This window comes from Sorangium sp. So ce302 (assembly GCF_051530145.1).
GTDB classification, from domain to species: Bacteria; Myxococcota_A; Polyangia; order Polyangiales; family Polyangiaceae; genus Sorangium; species Sorangium cellulosum_B.
This window is the reverse complement of sequence record NZ_CP150326.1, coordinates 9,449,010-9,465,088: the sequence shown is the minus strand read 5'-3', so window position 1 is coordinate 9,465,088 and position 16,079 is coordinate 9,449,010. Positions and strand designations below refer to the sequence as shown.

At 76.7% G+C, this 16,079-nt stretch carries 5 protein-coding genes; 3 read left to right on the top strand and 2 right to left on the bottom strand.

Translation table 11 applies throughout. From position 1 onward, the window contains the following. Positions 1–149 precede the first annotated feature (149 nt). Entirely contained in the window at positions 150–1,109 is a 960-nt protein-coding gene (locus WME73_RS35835) for a hypothetical protein (RefSeq protein ID WP_437912453.1), read from the top strand. Positions 1,110–1,321: 212 nt separating this feature from the next. Here WME73_RS35835 and WME73_RS35830 read toward each other — a convergent pair whose 3' ends face one another. Beyond that, on the bottom strand, positions 1,322–1,567 hold the full coding sequence (locus WME73_RS35830; protein ID WP_437740849.1) for a hypothetical protein: 246 nt from the start codon (positions 1,565–1,567) through the stop codon (positions 1,322–1,324). A gap of 750 nt (positions 1,568–2,317) precedes the next feature. Here WME73_RS35830 and WME73_RS35825 point away from each other — a divergent pair. After that, complete coding sequence (locus WME73_RS35825; protein WP_437912452.1) at positions 2,318–14,485, top strand: tetratricopeptide repeat protein; 12,168 nt, start codon at positions 2,318–2,320, stop codon at positions 14,483–14,485. A 350-nt stretch (positions 14,486–14,835) separates the two neighbouring features. Next, on the top strand, positions 14,836–15,174 hold the full coding sequence (locus WME73_RS35820) for an HU family DNA-binding protein (protein WP_012239209.1): 339 nt from the start codon (positions 14,836–14,838) through the stop codon (positions 15,172–15,174). Between the two features lie 201 nt (positions 15,175–15,375). Here the strand turns inward: WME73_RS35820 and WME73_RS35815 are convergent, their stop codons facing one another. Continuing rightward, positions 15,376–16,011 carry a hypothetical protein gene (locus WME73_RS35815; RefSeq protein WP_437740847.1) on the bottom strand — a complete coding sequence of 212 codons (636 nt, stop codon included), beginning with the start codon at positions 16,009–16,011 and terminating at the stop codon, positions 15,376–15,378. Positions 16,012–16,079: the final 68 nt, after the last annotated feature.

Genomic DNA, 16,079 nt, shown 5'->3' with positions numbered 1-16,079 from the left:
CTCGGAATGGCTGTACGGTGGCGCCCGTGAAAATGCGCCTCGCTGCCATTCTCCTCCCGTGCTGCGCTGCTGCTTCGCTCGTGGCGTGCGGTCAACCGGCTCCGCCGGCGGCCGCCCCGCCCGCGCAGGCGCCCCCTGGTGCGAGCGGCGTGGCGCCTGCTCCGGTCGTGAGCCCGGCGCCCGCCGAGCCCGCGCCGACCGCGGCCCCCGCTCCGGCGAAGACGTGCAGCGAAGCGCAGGACATCGAGACCTGCGAGACCGAGTGCGCGGCGGGCAAGGCGGCCGCGTGCGAGACGCTGGGCGACCTCCACGCGAAGACGGAAGACAAGGCGACCCCGGGGTTCTCGCTCGGGTCTGCGCTGCGGGCGTTCGGCGAGGCGTGCAAGCTCGGCGCGAAGAGCGCGTGTGACAAGCGCGAGGTACACCTGAAGGAGCTCCGCGTCGCGTGCCAGAAGAGCGCGAAGAGCTGCTTCGCGCTCGGCCGTGCGCTCTCGAGTCAGGACGGTCACGACAAGGAGGTCGACGAGAGCTTCGACCGCGCCTGCAACGCAGGAGAAGTCGCCGCTTGCGAGGAGCGCGGCGAGCTGCACATGGACCTCGAGCCCGCGAAGATTCACGCGGCGATCGCCGAGAAGGCGCTGGATCGAGCGTGCGCGAGCGGCTCGGTGAGCGCGTGCTGTTCGCTCGTGAAGGTCTACACGGACACCGACCGCGAGAAGAAGGCCGACGCGGCGAAGGCGCGGGTCGAGGCCGCGAACGGCAGGTCGCAGCAGGGCCGGATCGCGTGCGACGTCTTCCGCCTGGGAGGCAAGCCCAAGGTGCGGGTGATCGCGAAGGCAAACGCGGAGAGCGCGAAGGCCTTGAGCAAGCAGGAGATCGCTTTGCTCGAGGAGGTGCTGTCGCGCCGGGTGCCGTATTGCTACGCCGAGCCGCCGAAGAGCCCCGCCGAGCTCGATATCGAGCTCAGCCCGGATAGCGCCGCCAAGCTGGGCGGCTACACGGGTGTCGACAGCGATCAATGCGTGATCCGTATTGTGGAGAGAATCCACCTCGCCGGCACGACCCCGCGCCGCGCCCGCTTCGCGCTCAGCTTCGAAGCCGCCAAGTAACGTCCGTTGCCCGCGAGGAGCCGGCGTTTGACCGAGGCCCTCGGGCTGGCTCACGGCGGCCCAAGATGTCGTGCGTTCTCGGGCAGCACGTCACCGACCTCGCGCGTCTGCAGAGGACCACGCTGGCTCCGACCGAGCAGATCGCCTTCGTCGTGATAGGCGCCGTCGAGAGGGCGCGTGCAGGTGTGGGTTCAATCGGAGGCGAGGCGCTGTCAGTCGTCGAAGCCGAGGTTCACCGGCCGCTGCGGGAGCGTCTTGGCCAGCGACAGCTCCGTGGTGGGCACCGTCGTGCCGACCGCGTACGCCTCCGGCTTGCTCCCCGCGAGATTCCAGCCGGCCGGGCTGGCCACCGCGTTCTGCGCTGTCGCCACGGGCTCACTCGCTCGTGCGTCCAGCGGCCCGGCCCCGAACAGCGCGGCTGCGGCGAGGCTGCCGAGAATCGCCTTTTCGATGCGCATAACGATTCCTTTCTGCGCAGACCCCGTCCGCGCGCCCTGCGCCTCATCTTGCGAGGTGCTCGCCGTCGACGAGCGGACGCTTCCCTGCGCGGATACCAAGCATCTCCTGGTGCCCAGCGGAGGACCGGTCAAGTTGCCCAGCGCGCCGACCTTGAGTCGTCGAGCATCACGATTGGATTCATCGGGTTCGTCGAAGCAGGCTCGGGTATGTCGAAGGCGAGAGTCGGGCGGGCGCCACCAACATGATCAGCCACGCTGCGCGGCCTGCGCTATCGAGCAGACCCCGGTGTCATCGCCCCCTTGCTCGGGCCGCCCCGGCGCTCGAGGTGGCAATTCCGCGGCGGTGCGCCTACCCGAGCGCTGAAGAGCAGACAATAGGCCACCACGCGCGCGCCCGCTGGCCGCGCCTTCGAGGCCGCCTCGACAGGGGGCTGGCTCGCGGCGCTCGCGGGCGCTTTGCGCAGCGCCCGCCGGCTGGAGCAGGGGCAGTCGCCCCCACACGCCTCACCGCGTCTCATCACCTCTGCCCAGGCCATTCGTCGCGCCGCCGCGGCGTTCCCGCATGCCGCGCGACGCCGCCCCCGGCGGTCGAGCCCGCCCCCCCCAGCGCCGGGCCCCGATCCCCGAGCCCATTTGGGAAACGCTCCTGTTACCTTGGGCAGCGCTCCGCAGCGCACTGCGGGCGCAGGTTCGACGGAAGCGCCGGCACGCCGGCCCCTTGCTCCACCGCCAGCCGAGGTCCGGATCCACATGCAGCAGGACACGAAGAGCGCGCGCGTCTCGTTCCGTATCGACAACCTCGAAGCCGCGCTCGAGCAGGGGATCGACAACGAAGCGGCCGCGCTCGACGTGCTCGTGGCCGCGGCGGCCAAGGGGAGCCTGCACCCCGAGCTCTGGGCGAAGCTCCACGAGACCTCCGCCCGCCACGACCGGTTCTCCGAGCTCGCGTTCGCCTACGAGCGCCTCGTCGGCGAGCGGCGGTTCGGGATGCTCCCGCAGGCCGCCCAGGCCGAGGTCCTCGTGCGCGCCGCCGAGTTCCTCGCCGACTCCTTCGGCGACCCCGGCGGCGCTCGCCCCTACCTCGAGCGGGCGCTCTCCGTGCTGCCCTCGCACCAGGAGTCCTTCTTCCGGCTCGAGCGCATCCTCCAGGAGGCGAACGAGCCGGCGAAGCTCGCGGACCTCTACGCCCTCGCGGCGGGCCACCGCCCGGACCGCGCCGAGCAGCTGTCGCTGCTCCGCCGCGCGTTCGAGCTCGTCGACGTCAACGGAAACGGCGCGAGCGACGAGGAGCGCGCGATCAAGCTGCTCCAGCAGATCCTCAAGGTCGACCCCGCCGACGCCTCGGCGCGCTGGGAGCTCGAGGCGCGCTACGCGCGCGCCGGGCGGCACCAGGAGATCGCGAGGATGCTCGAGCAGGCGCTCACCGCGGAGGCGCCCCCGCCCGACGCGCTCGAGATCCGCGCGCGGCTCATCGATCTCTACAGCGGCCCGCTCAAGGAGATCGAGCGGGCGCTGCCGCACGTCGAGGAGGTGCTCGCGCAGGACCCGGGCCACGAGGCCGCCCTCCGCGCCGGTGAGGCCCTGCTCGCGCGCAAGACCGTCCTCGTGCGCGCGGCCGCGGCGCTCGAGGCGGCCCACGCGCGCCGCGGGGACGCCCCGGAGGCGGCGCGGATGATGGCCCTCCAGATCGAGAACCTGCGCGGGCCGCGCCGCGTCGAGGTGCAGAAGCGGCTCGTCGAGCTGCAGTTCCAGCGGCTCGGCGATCTCGCGTCGGCGTTCTCGCTGTCGGAGCAGATCCTCGCGGTCGACCCGTCCGACGAGGCGGTGCGCGAGCGCTTCGTCGCGCTCGCGTCGGCGCTCGACCGCCAGGCCGACGCGGCGCGCGTGCTCGTGCGCGCGTCGGCCGGCGCCAAGGACAAGCCGCTCAAGGCCCGCATCGCCGCCGAGCTCGGCGAGCTGTACGAGGGCCTCGGGGACGGCAGGAAGGCGCGCGCGTCGTTCCAGCAGGCGCTCGACGGCGAGCCCGACGACGCGGCCGCGCGGCGCGCGGCCCGCGGGCTCGCGAAGCTCTGCGAGCGCGAGCGCGACGCGCGCGGGCTCGCGGGCGCGCTCGAGCGGCTCGCCGAGGCCGAGCCGGAGGCCGAGGCGCGCGAGGCCGCGGCGGAGCGGCTCGCGCGGCTCTACGAGGAGGAGCTCGGCGACGCCGCGGGCGCGATCGCGGCCTACCGCAGGCTCGCGGAGTCGGGCTCCTCGCGCGAGCCGGGCGCGCTCGCCGCGCTCGAGCGGCTGTACGAGGCCACCTCGGCGCACGAGGGCCTCGCGTGGGTCCTCGAGCGGCGCGCCGAGGCGGAGCCGGACCGCCGCGCGGCGCGGGAGCTCGCCTTCCGCGCGGCCGAGCTGCGCACCCGGCTCGCGGATCTTCCCGCCGCCGTCGCCGCCTGGCGCCGCTACCTCGCGGCGTTCGGGCCGTCGCGCGAGGCGCACGCGCGGCTCGTCCCGCTGCTCGAGCAGGAGCGGCGCTGGGCCGAGCTCGAGGCGCTCCTCGAGGCCGAGGCGGAGCTCGCGGCCGGGCAGGACCGCGCCTCGGTGCTCGCCCGGATCGGCGCGATCCGCATGGCGCGGCTCGACGATCCGGCCGGCGCGATCGCCGCGTACCGCGAGGCGCTCGCGCTCGATCCGACCGACCGACCGAGCCGGCTCGCGGTCGAGAAGATGCTGGGCGCGCCCCCGGGCAACAGCGCCGCCGGCGCGGAATCGTCGCGGCAGAGCTCCCACCTGCTGCTGACCGACGATCAGCGGCTCGCGGCCTGCGCGGTGCTGGAGCCGATCGCGCGCGCAGAGAAAGCGGCGCCGCTGCTCGTGCGCGTGCTCGAGACGAAGGCGGAGCTCGGGCCCGTCGCGTGGGCCCCCGGCGCGTCCGCGCCGACGCCGGCCGACGTGTCGGGCAGGCTCGCGGCGCTCGAGGAGGCCGCCGCCGTGGCCGAGCGCGAGCTCAGGGACCCGAAGAAGGCGCTCGATCTCTCGGCGCGCGGGCTCTCGCTCGCGACCGCGTACGCGCCGGAGCGGCTCGCGCGGTGGGTCGCCGAGGTCGAGCGGCTGACGGAGCACGGCAGCGAGTCCGCGCGCCGCGCGCCGGCGCTCGCGGGGGCGCTCGGGGATCGCGCGGTGGACAGCCCGGCGCTGTCGCACCTCGCGCGGCGCGCGGGCGAGGCGCTGCTCGCGAGCGGCGACGTGACCCAGGCGCTCGCCCTCTACCGCCGCGCGCTCGCCTTCGAGCCCTCGTCGCTCGATCTCATCGCGCGCGTCGACGCGCTCCTGCGCGAGCAGGGCAGCCCCGAGGAGCGGCTCGCGCTCTACCGCGAGGCGCTCGCGCAGCCGTGCGCGCCCGCGCGGCGGCGCGAGCTCCTGCACGCGATCGGCACCATCCAGCGCCGCGACGTCGGCGACCTCGCCGGGGCGGCCGCGACCTACCGCGCGGCCATCGAGGACGACGCGGGCGACGACGCGGCGTACGAGGCGCTGCTCGATACGTACGCGGCGGGCGGCGCGTGGGGCGCGCTCTACGGCGCGCTGGCCGAGCGGCTCCCGGGCGTGGCGCCCGACGCGCGCGTCGCCCACGAGCTGCGCATGGCGGACGCGGCCGCGAGGGGCGGGGAGGTCCCGAGCGCGGTCGCGCACTACCGCGCGAGCCTCTCGAGCGGCGCGGCGCTCGACGGCGCTGCGCTCGCCGCGATGGAGGCGCTCGCGCTGTCCGCGGGCGACCCGGCGCTGCTCCGCGAGGTGCTCGAGCGGCGCGTCGCCGCCGCGGGCGATCCCCAGGACGAGGCGCTCTGGCTGGAGCGCCTCGGTGAGCTCGCGGCGTTCGGCATCCGCGCGCCCGACGCGCCCGACGCCGCGCGCGCGGCGGACGCCCCGGCGGCGCAGGTCGCTCCGGGCGACCTCGACGCCGCGGTGACGGCCTGGCAGCGCGCCGCCGGCCTCGCCGAGGGGCCGCTCGCGGATCCGGAGCGGGCGCAGAAGCTCTACGAGCGCGTGCTCTCCGTCGCGCCGAAGCACCGCGACGCCGCCGCCCGCCTCGCGGCGCTCTACCGCGGGCAGGGGGCCTGGGCCCGGCTCGCGGCCGTCTGCGAGGTCCTGCTCGACACCGCGGCGTCCGACGACGAGGCGCTCGCGGCGCTCGCGGCGCTCGAGGACGCGGCGATCCGGGCGCGCGCGACGTCGCGCTTCGTCGACGCCGCGCTCGATCTCCGCGATCGCATGAGCGCCGAGGGGGAGGGGGGCGCGGCCGCCGGCAGGGCGGCGGCGCGCGCCCGGGCGATCGAGGCGGCGCTCGCGCGCGTGCTCGCCGCCGATCCCGAGCGGCAGGACGACGCCGCGTCCGTCTACCGGCGCCTGCTCTCGCCCCAGGACGACGGCGACGCCGCGCTGGGCGCGCTCGACGCCGCCGCCCTGGAGGCGTTCCGCGCGTTCCTCGCGCAGAGCCCCGACACGCTCGCGCGCCGCGTGGACCGGCGCTGGCTCTTCACGCTCCTCGTGGAGCGCGGGCGCGAGGGCGAGCGCCCGAGGGCGCTCTCCGCGTGGGCCGCGTGGGAAGAGGAGATCGGCAACCGCGCGGCGGCCGCGGCGCTCTACGCCCGGCTGCTCGAGGCGGATCCCGAGAACGACGACGCGCTCGCGGCGCGGGGGCGCCTCCTCGCCGAGGTGGGCGATCACGAGGGCGCGGCGGAGGTGCTCGCTGCGCGCCGCGACCGGAGCCAGGGCAGCGCGCGCGTCGCGCTCGACGTCGAGCTCGCGACGCTCCTCTTCGATCGGCTGGATCGGCCGGCGGACGCGCTCGACGCGGTCGCGCCCGCGATCGAGGCCGGGACGATCGAGCCCGCGGTGATCGAGATCGTGCAGCGCGCGCTCGGGCGCCCCGAGACGCAGGCGCGCGCGGCGCTCCTCCTCGAGCGCGCGTGCGACGCGCTCGACGATCCCGAGGCGCGCGTCGCGCTGCTGGAGGCGCTCCTCGCGAGCTCGCCGGCGGACGCCGCGCCGGGCGCCCTGCTCGACGCGGGCAGCCTCGCGGCCGCGCAGCGCGCCGCCGTCCGCCGCGGCTGGTTCGAGCGCCTGCTCGATCACCACGACCACGACGCGCCGCGCGGCCTCGGCGTCGCCCTGCGCGCGGTCTCGGAGCTGCCGGGCGAGCTCGCCCTCTGGGATCGGCTCGAGGAGCTCGGCCGCCGGGCGAAGCAGCCCGAGCGCGTCGCGGCCGCGCACGCCGCGGCGCTCGACGCGGGCGCGGCGCTCCCGCCCGACATCGTCGAGGAGATCGGCCGGCGGGCCGTCGAGCACCACGAGGAGTGGTTCGACGCGCCGGAGGCCGCCCTCGCGCTGCTCCGCCGGCTCGTCGAGCTCGTGCCTGGCTCGCTCTGGGGCTTCGAGCGGCTGAAGCTCGCCTACAACGCGGCCGAGCGCTGGGAGGACCTCTTCGCGCTCTACGACGCGATGCTCGAGCGCACCTCGGCGGCCGACGAGCGCGTCTTCCTCCTGGAGGACGCCGCGGCCGTCGCGCGTGACCTCGCCGGCGACGGCGAGCGCACGATGCGCTACCTTGAGCAGCTCCTCCCGCTCCAGGACGACGCGCGCACCCGCGCCGCGCTCGAGCGGCTCTACGAGCGGCACGGCAGGCACCGCCCGCTCATCGATCTCCTGTCGGCCGAGCTGCCGAGGCTCTCCGGCGACGCCGCGGATCGGCTCCGCGAGCGCGTCGCGCTCCTCTGGATCGAGGGCGTCGGCGACGCCGCGTCGGCGCTCCCCGTGGTCGAGAAGCTCCTCGACGCGCCCCCGGAGCCGCGCGCTGTCCGCGCGGCGCCGCGCTCCGTCGACGCCTTCGCGCTGCTCGAGCGGATCCTCGGGGGGCTGCCGCCCGAGCAGGCGCCCGCCGGCGAGGCCGGCGCGCTCGCCGCGCGGCAGCGGTCGGCCGCGCTGCTCGCGAAGCGCTACCGCGAGGAGGCGAGGCCCACCGACCTCGTGCGCGTGCTCGAGATCCAGCTCGAGGGCGCCGACGCCGGCGACCGCCCGGCGCTGCTGCGCGAGATCGTGCGGCTGCGCCGCGACGCCCTCGGCGACGAGCCGGGCGCGTTCGCGCGGCTCGCCGAGCTCGTCGAGCTCAGGCCGTCGGAGGCCGGCGATCGCGCGGAGCTCGCGGAGCTCGCCGAGCGCCTCGGCCGGCACGACCGCCTCGCCGAGGTCCTCGCCGCGGCCGAGCCGCGCGCCGGCGACGCGCGGCAGGCGCTCTCGCTCGTGCGCGACGCCGCGCTCCTCCGCCGCGACCGGCTCGGCGACGCCGACGGGGCGATCGCGCTCTTCCGCCGGCTCTTCTCGCTCGCCGAGGCGAGCGGCGACGCGGAGTCCGCGCGGGACGCCGCCCGCGCGCTCGATCGGCTCTTCGCGGAGGCCGACCGCGTCGTCGAGCGGTGCGACGTGCTCGACACGCTCGCCGCGATCGAGACGGACCCGGCGGCGCGGCGCGAGGCCCTCGGCGAGCTCGCGCGGCTCGCCTCCTCGCGGCTCGGCGACGAGGCGCGGGCGATCGCGGCGTATTCGGCGCGCCTCGTCGACGACCGCCAGGATCTCGCGGCGCTCGACGGACTCGCGGCGCTGCTCGAGGAGGGCGGGCGGTACCGCGAGCTCACGGCCGTGCTGGAGCGCCGCGCGGCCGTGCGCGGCGGCGCGGGCGGCCGGCGCGATCTCGGGCGCGTCGCGCGGCTCTTCGAGCGCGAGCTCGGCGACGCCGACGAGGCCATCGCCACCTGGCGCCGCATCCGCGAGGAGCTCGCGCCCGACCCGGAGAGCGGGGACGCGCTGGCCGCGCTCTACACGCGCGCGGAGCGCTGGGGCGACCTCGTCGCGCTGCTCGAGGTCGAGGCGTCCGCGGCCGGCGCGCTCCCCGGCGGGGCGGGCGCGGCGCGCAGCGTTGAGCTCTTCCAGCGCCTCGGCGACACGCACCGCGATCGCACGCTCGCGTGGGAGCTCGCCGTGAAGGGCTACCGCCGCGCGCACGAAGCCGAGCGGGACGCGCGCCGCGCGGGCGTCGAGGGCGGGGGCGGGGAGGGCGAGTGGGGGGCGGCCGAAGGGGGCGAGCGGGACGCGCGCTCGCCCGCGCCGCGCGCGGGGCTCGAGGAGCTGCTCCGCCGCATCGACCCGGCGTCGGCCGAGCACCGCGGCGCGCTGGTCGCCGCCGTCGGCGCGTTGCTCGAGATCTGCGCCGACGCGGACGACTGGCGCGGCCAGATCGCGCTGCTCGAGCCGCGGCTCACCGCGGCCGGGACGGACGCCGAGCGGGTCGCCATCCTGAAGGCCTCCGCGGCGCTCCTCGAGGAGCGAGGCGACGATCGGGAGGGCGCCTTCGAGCTCGCCTTCCGCGCGTTCCTCCTGTCGCCCGGCGCCGAGCCGCCCGAGGGCCTCCTGCGGCTCACGGACCTCGCGGGCCGCTGGCACACGATCGCCGACGCGCTGCCCGAGCTCGAGCGCCGCGGCGACGTCCCTGCCGCCACGCTCCGCGACCTCACGGCCCGCGTGGGCCGCTGGCACCGCGACGCGCGCGCCGACGAGGACGCCGCCGAGCGCGCGTTCGAGCGCGCGCTCCTCCACGACCCGGCGAACCGCGCGATCCTGCTCGATCTCGCGGAGCTCCTGCGGCGGCGGCGCGGGCCCTCGCTCGTCCCGACGCTGCTCCGGCTCGCCGCGGCGACCGGGCACGACCTCGCCCTCTACCGCGAGGCCGTGGAGGCGGCGCGCGACGCGGGCGACGCGGCGCGGGCCCGCGAGATCGCGGCGGAGCTCCTCGATCTCGCCGTGCAGCGCCTCGTCGACGAGGAGGAGCAGCCCCCTGCGCCCGGCGCGTGGCCGGCCTCGCGCGCCGCCCTCTGGGCGATCGACGCGCTCGTCGGCATGCTCGCGGGCGCGGGCGACAGGCCGCAGATCGTCGCGCTGTGCCGGCGCGGCGCCGCGCTCCCGTTCGCGTCGAGCGAGCGGCGCCGGCTGCTGCGCGTCGCCGCCGAGGCGGCGGAGCCCGGCGAGGCGATCGCCCTCTACGGCGGGCTGTTCGCGGACGATCCGACGGACGAGCCGGTCGGCGAGAGCCTCGCCGCGCTGCTCCGTGCGGCCCGGCGGCGCGAGGAGCTCGTGCGCCTGCGCGAGCTGCAGATCGAGGTCTCTGGCGATCTCGATCGCCGCGTCGCGCTCCGCTACGACGCCGCGGAGCTCCTCGCGGACGCCACGCGCGCGTCCGAGGCGATCGCGCTGCTCCGCCGGAACCTCGCGGAGAGCCCGGGGCACGGCGCGTCGATCGACAGGCTCGCCTCGCTCCTCGAGGCGGGCGGGCTGCACCGGGAGCTCATGCTGCTCCGCGAGGAGCAGGCGGCCGCGCGCGGGTCGGCGGACGCCGGCACGGCGGCCGCCGAGCTCTGGCTCCAGGCGGCGTCCCTCGCCGAGCACGAGCTCAACGAGCCCGAGCGCGCGATCGTCAGCTACCGCCGCGCCGCGGACATCGGGTCCGTCGAGGCGCTCGACGCCATCGCCCGGCTGCTCGCGCGCCGCGGCGAGCACGCGGCCGCCGCCGAGGCGCTCGAGCGGCTCTGCGCCGGCGCGGCGCCCGAGGAGCTGCACCAGGCGGCGCTCCGCCTCGCGGACGCGTACCTCGCCGCCGGCGAGCCCGATCGCGCCCGCGCCGCCCTGGAGCGAGCGCTGCCCCGCGCCGCGCAGCCCGCGCCGCTGCGCGAGCGGCTCGCGTACCTCTACCGCGCGTCGGGCGCGTGGAGCGCCCTGGCCGCGCTCATCGCGGGCGACGCCGCGCGCGCCGACGAGGCGCCGGCCCGGCTCTCGCTCCTCCGCGAGGCCGCGGACCTCTACCTCACGCGCGGCGGCTCGCCCGCCGCCGCGATCCCGCTGTTCGACGAGGCCATCGCGCTCGCGCCGGACGACCTCTCGCTGCGCCTCGCGCGGAGCCGCGCCCTCTCCGCCGCCGGCAGGACCGACGACGCGACCGCGGCCCTGCGCGGGATCATCGCCGACTTCGGCGCCCGCCGCCCCAAGGAGCGCGCGCTCGTCCACTACGAGCTCGCCCGCGTCGCGCTCGCCACCGGCGATCGCGCCCGCGCGATGGCGGAGTTCGACCTCGCGCTGCGCGTCGACCCCGCGCACCCCGACGCGCTCCACGGCCTCGCCGGCCTCGCCCTCGAGGACGGCCAGCTCGAGCGCGCGCACCGCGCCTACCGCGCGCTGCTGCTCGTCGCGCGCCGGCCCCGCGACGAGGGCGAGGGGCTCGTCGGCGCGCGGCGCAGCACGATGCCGCCGATGCGCTCCAGCGTGGGCCTCCCGCCTTCCACGTCGTTCAGCCGGGCCGAGGTCCTGCTCGCGCTCGGCGAGATCGCGCGCCGGCAGGGGGCGCCCGAGCGCGAGGCGGAGTACGTCGAGTCCGCCTTCGAGGCGGCGCGCGAGAGCGACGCCGAGCACGAGAAGCTCCTCGCCGCGCTGCGCGCCCGCGGGCGCCACGACCTGCTCGCGCGCGCCCTCGAGGCGCGGCTCGCCGGCCCTGCCGAGGGGCCCGCCGAGGACGCCGCCGCGGCGCTCGGCGAGCTCGCGTCGCTCTACGAAGGCCCGCTCGATCGCCCGGAGCTCGCGCTCTCGGCCCGCCTGCGCGCCCTCGATCTCACCCCGGGCGCCGGCGCCGCGCACGACGCCGCCCTCGAGCTCGCGCGCGGCTCGGGCCAGACGCAGCGGTACCTCGATCTCGTCGAGCGGCTCGTCGCCCGGGCGGCCTCCGAGCCGTACGAGGTCGCGCTCCTGCTCCGCTTCGGCCGCGCCCTCGAGCTCTCGCCGGCCGATCAGGAGCGCGCCGCTGCCGTCTACCGCCGTGCGGAGGCGAAGATCGCGGCCGGCGCGCCGCCCGCGGGCCGCGACGCGGGCGCCGACATCGAGCAGCTGTGGAGCTCGCTCGAGGCCATCTACGCGCGCCTCGGCGATCGCGCCGCGCAGGCGGACGTGCTCGGCAAGCGCATCGGCCTCGCCGACGCGCCGGCCGCTTCCACGGGCGGCGCGGATCGCGCCGGGCCGCGGTACCGCCTGGCCGCGCTGCTCGCCGCGGACGCGGCGGACGTCGATCAGGCGATCTCGCTCCTCGAAGAGGCGCTCGACCTCCACGCCGATCCGGACCGGGCCGAGGCGATCCTGCGCGACGCGCTCCGCACCGATCCGAGGAACCCGCGCGCGATCCGCCTCTTCGAGCGCCTCGCCCGGCAGAGCGGGCGGCCGCGCGCCCTCGTGGACGCGCTGCTGCTCCTCGCCGAGATCGAGGGCCCCGGCGTCCTCGAGGAGGCCGTCCGCACCGCCCGCGCGCTCGGCGATCGCGGGCTGGCCGAGTCGATCCTGCTGCGCATCGTCGGCTCGGGCGCGCGATCTTCGTCCGGTTCGTCCGGTTCGTCCGATTCGTCCGATCCGTCCGGCTCCGCCTGGGCGCTCGTCGCGCTCGCGGAGCTCCGCGAGGAGGCCGGCGATCTCGCGGCCGCCGCGTCGCTCTGCGAGCGCGCCGCGCGCGCCTCGGCGCCCGAGGAGGAGCGCGCGCTGCTCCTGCACGCCGCGGAGCTCGCCGCCGGCCCGCTCGCCGACCTCTCCCGCGCAGCGCGCCTCTACGAGGAGCTCCGCGCCCGCGAGCCCGCCGAGCGCGAGATCTGGACGCCCCTCGCCGGCGTGTACCGGCGGAGCGGCGACGCGGCGCGCCTCTCCGCGCTGCTCGAGGAGACGGCGCACCTCGTCGACGATCTCTCCGAGCGCTGCGCGCTGCGCCTCGAGCGCGCGCGCCTCCTCGCGCGGGAGTCGCCGGAGGAGGCGGCGGTCCTGCTCCGCGACATCCTCGACGAGGATCCGACCCAGGTGGAGGCCGCCATCCTCCTCGCCACCATGCTCGAGGAGGCCGGCCGCACCGACGAGCTCGGCGAGCTCTTCGCGCTGCAGCTCGACGCCGCCAAGGATCGCGCGGACGTCGCGTTGATCGCGTCGATCTCGATGCGCCTCGGCGCCCTCCTCGAGCAGCGCGGCGACGATCGCGGCGCGCGCGACGTCTATCTCGGGGCCGCGGACTGGGACGGCGCGAACCGCGACCTGCTCCGCGCGCTCGTGCGCCTCAGCCGGAAGCGCGACAACGCGGAAGACCTCATCGACGCGCTCGAGAAGCTCCTGCGCACCGAGCAGGGCGCCGAGGCGGCCCAGCTCGCCCTGGAGCTCTCCGAGCTGCACGGCGCGCGCGGCGACGACGCCGCGGCGGAGGCCGCCCTCAAGGCCGGGTACGCCGTCTATCCCGCGAACGACCGGCTCCGCGAGGAGCTCGCGTCGCGCTACGCGGCCCGCGAGGCCTGGCACGCCCTCGCCGAGCTCCACGTGCTCACGGCGCACGGCGCCGACGGCGACGAGGCGCGCGTCGAGTCGCTCTGCCGCGCCGCCGAGATCCTCCGCGATCGCGCGGGCGACGCCGCGGCGGCGGCCGAGCTCCTCGAGCGCGCCCTCCGCGTCGCGCCCGGGGATCGCGACGTCTTGATCGCGCTCATCGACGCGTGCGGCGCGGTCTCCGATCACGCCCGCGCGGCCCGCGCGCTCACGGCGACGCTCGAGGCGAGCCCGGACGACCCGTGGCTCTACCGCGCGCGGGCCGAGATCCACGGCGCGCTCGGCCAGGGCGACCGCGCCGTCGCCGATCTCGAGCGCGCCTACGCGCTCGGCGGCGCCGAGTACGCCAGCGAGCTCGTCGCCGAGCTCGAGCGGGCGCTCGGGCGCGCGGCGGCGCGGTCCGCCGAGGCCGAGGCCGCGGGCGCGCCAAGCGAGGCCGCGGCGGAGGCGGCGGGCGCCGCCTCGCCGCGCGCGCTCCGGCTGCGCCTCGCCGAGATCCTCGCGCGCTCGGGCGACGTCGAGCGCGCGCGCGCCCACCTCGGCGATCTGCTCCACGCCGACTCCAAGGACCGCGCCGCGCTCAAGGCGCTCGCCGGCCTCGAGGAGTCCGCCGCGCGGTGGGACGCCGCGAGCGCCGTCTACCGCAGGCTCATCGCGCTCGAGGAGGGCGACGCCCTCGTCGCCACGGCGCTCCTCCTGGCCGGCGCCTGCGCGCGCGCGGGCCACCTGGGCGACGCCCGCGGCGGGCTCGAGCGCGCGCTCCGCGCCGCGCCGGGCAACGCCGAGATCCGCGACCGCCTGCGCGCGCTCTACGCCGAGATCGGCGCGAACCGCGAGCTCGCCGCCATCACGCTCGAGGACGCCGCCGCGGCGTCCGACGTGGCCGGCCGCTTCACGCTCCTCGTCGCCGCCGGCCGCCTGCTGCTCGATGTCGGCGACGCCGCGCAAGCGGCCGCGGCGCTCCGGGAGGCGCGCTCCCTGCGCCCCGAGGACAACGAGGTCGCCCTCCTGCTCGTGGACGCGCTGATCGCCGCGGGCGACTCGAGGGAGGCGCGCGCGGTCACCGCCGAGCTCATCGTGGCTGCCAAGGGGCGCCGCTCGCGGCACCTCGGCGCCGTCTACCACCGCGTCGCGCGGATCGAGGACGCCGAGGGGAATCTGCACGAGTCGCTCACGGCGCTCACGAGGGCGCTCGAGAACGATCCTCAGAACGGCGAGATCGCCATGGAGCTCGGCGAGAGCGCGCTCGGGCTGGGGGAGGAGGACATCGCCGCGCGCGCTTACCGCGCGGTCACCCTGATGAAGATTTCCCCCGAGCCCGGCGAGGGAGGCACGACGCCCGCCGCGCGGGCGCTCGCCTATTACCACCTCGGCGCGATGGCGCTCGCGGCCGGCGACCGCCGGAAAGCGCGCCTGATGCTCGACAAGTCCGTCTCGGAGGACGGCTCGCTCGAGGCAGCCCGGGCGCTCCTCGACGAGCTGCGCGCCGGCTGAGGGCCTGTCCGGCGCGTCTCCGCGGGTATGCCCAGGTCGCGGCGGCCGCCTCCGCGGCCGCCCCAGGCGGCGCGCGCAGGACGTGAAGCGCGTAAAACCGCGCGACTCCAGGCGTTTTTTGACGCTCTCCGGACCGCGACGGCGCCGCGCCGCCGCCCTTCCCGGCGGCTGGTTCCCCCTCTGGCGCGCCGCTCCGGCGCGGTCTTTCAGGGGTCCGCGCGATGCCCCGTCTCAGAAATCGCTATTTCTCCCCGCATTTTTGTCTTTTTTTGTCCTGTGCCGTGTGTAAGGTTCACTGAGGCTGTGCGCGGCGAGGTGTCGCGCGCGAGCTCATGTCCGAGGAGAGTGCCATGGCAAGTAAGAAGACGGCCGGGGGCGGCGCGAAGAAGACGTTGAGCAAGAGCGGCCTGATCCAGGCCATCACCGAAGCTGCCGGTGATGAGCTGAGCCGCAAGCAGGTCAAGAACGTTCTCGAGTCCCTCATCACGATCGGTCATCGCGAGCTGAAGAAGTCGGGCGTGTTCACGCTCCCCGGCTTCGCGAAGTTCCGGGTGGTCAAGCGCCCTGCGACGAAGGCGCGCCAGGGGATCAACCCGTTTACCAAGCAGCCGATGACCTTCGCCGCGAAGCCGGCGAGCAAGTCGGTCCGCGCTCGGCCGATCAAGGCCATCAAGGACGCGCTCCTGTAGTCTTACGGGATCTCCCAGCGGAGCGCAGGGCGGCCACGGCGACGTGGCCGTTCTTGCTCCATGGCCCCGGCGCGCCATCGCCGGGGCGGCGGTGGGCGTCCAGCGCGCGCACCGGGGGGGCGCGCGCGGCGCGCCGGCAATGCGCGCTGCCGGGGGGGCCGGGCGGCTCGACGCCGCCGCCGCCCCCGCGGCGAGGTCAGCTCACTTCTTGCGGCTGTAGGCCTGCGCCGCCACCGGTCCCGAGCCGGTGCGCGCCTTGACAACCAGCTTGGCCGTCGCCGCGATGGGGAACGGCCATTGGTAGCAGCTCTGCTTGGCTCCGATGGCGGCAGTCGGGCCGGTGTCGGAGTCGACAGCGAGCACCGGTTTCAGGTTGAACGCAGCGAGCCCTGGCTGTCCTCCGGCGTTCAGGTCGATCTCCAGCTGGATGTCCACCTCGGTGACGGTGGGGAGCGCCTGCGCCAGGAACGTGTAGCAATTGCCCGGCTGGAGCATGAAGGTCTGCCCAGAGGCCGTCTGTCCCTCGGGCACCACGCTGCAGACGGGCGCCCCTTCCGGCTGCATCTTCGGCGCCTCGCCGGCGGCGCGACCCTGGAACATGGTGGTCATCGCGAGCGACTGGACTCCATCGCAGGGCGCCACCGTGGGCACCGCGACCGGGGGCAGGCCGGCGTCCGGGGGCGGCACGGACGCTGTCGGCTGCGGGGGCGGCGGCGTCCCCGCGTCCGGGGCGTCGTCCGCGAACTCCGACTCCTTGCTGCTGCCGCCGCAGCCCAGCGCTGCCACCGACAGCGCCAGGAGCACTGCTGAACCCAACGACCTACCCGTCACCGTCATCTGCGGCCTCCTCGCGCACAGCCCTGCCGCATGCCGCGGCCCCTCGTTGGGACAGCTGTGCTCGCGGC

Coding starts and splice junctions, on each gene's coding strand:
- WME73_RS35830 (WP_437740849.1), bottom strand. CDS start 1,567: ATGCGCATCGAAAAGGCGATTCTCGGCAGCCTCGCCGCAGCCGCGCTG.
- WME73_RS35825 (WP_437912452.1), top strand. CDS start 2,318: ATGCAGCAGGACACGAAGAGCGCGCGCGTCTCGTTCCGTATCGACAAC.
- WME73_RS35820 (WP_012239209.1), top strand. CDS start 14,836: ATGGCAAGTAAGAAGACGGCCGGGGGCGGCGCGAAGAAGACGTTGAGC.
- WME73_RS35815 (WP_437740847.1), bottom strand. CDS start 16,011: ATGACGGTGACGGGTAGGTCGTTGGGTTCAGCAGTGCTCCTGGCGCTG.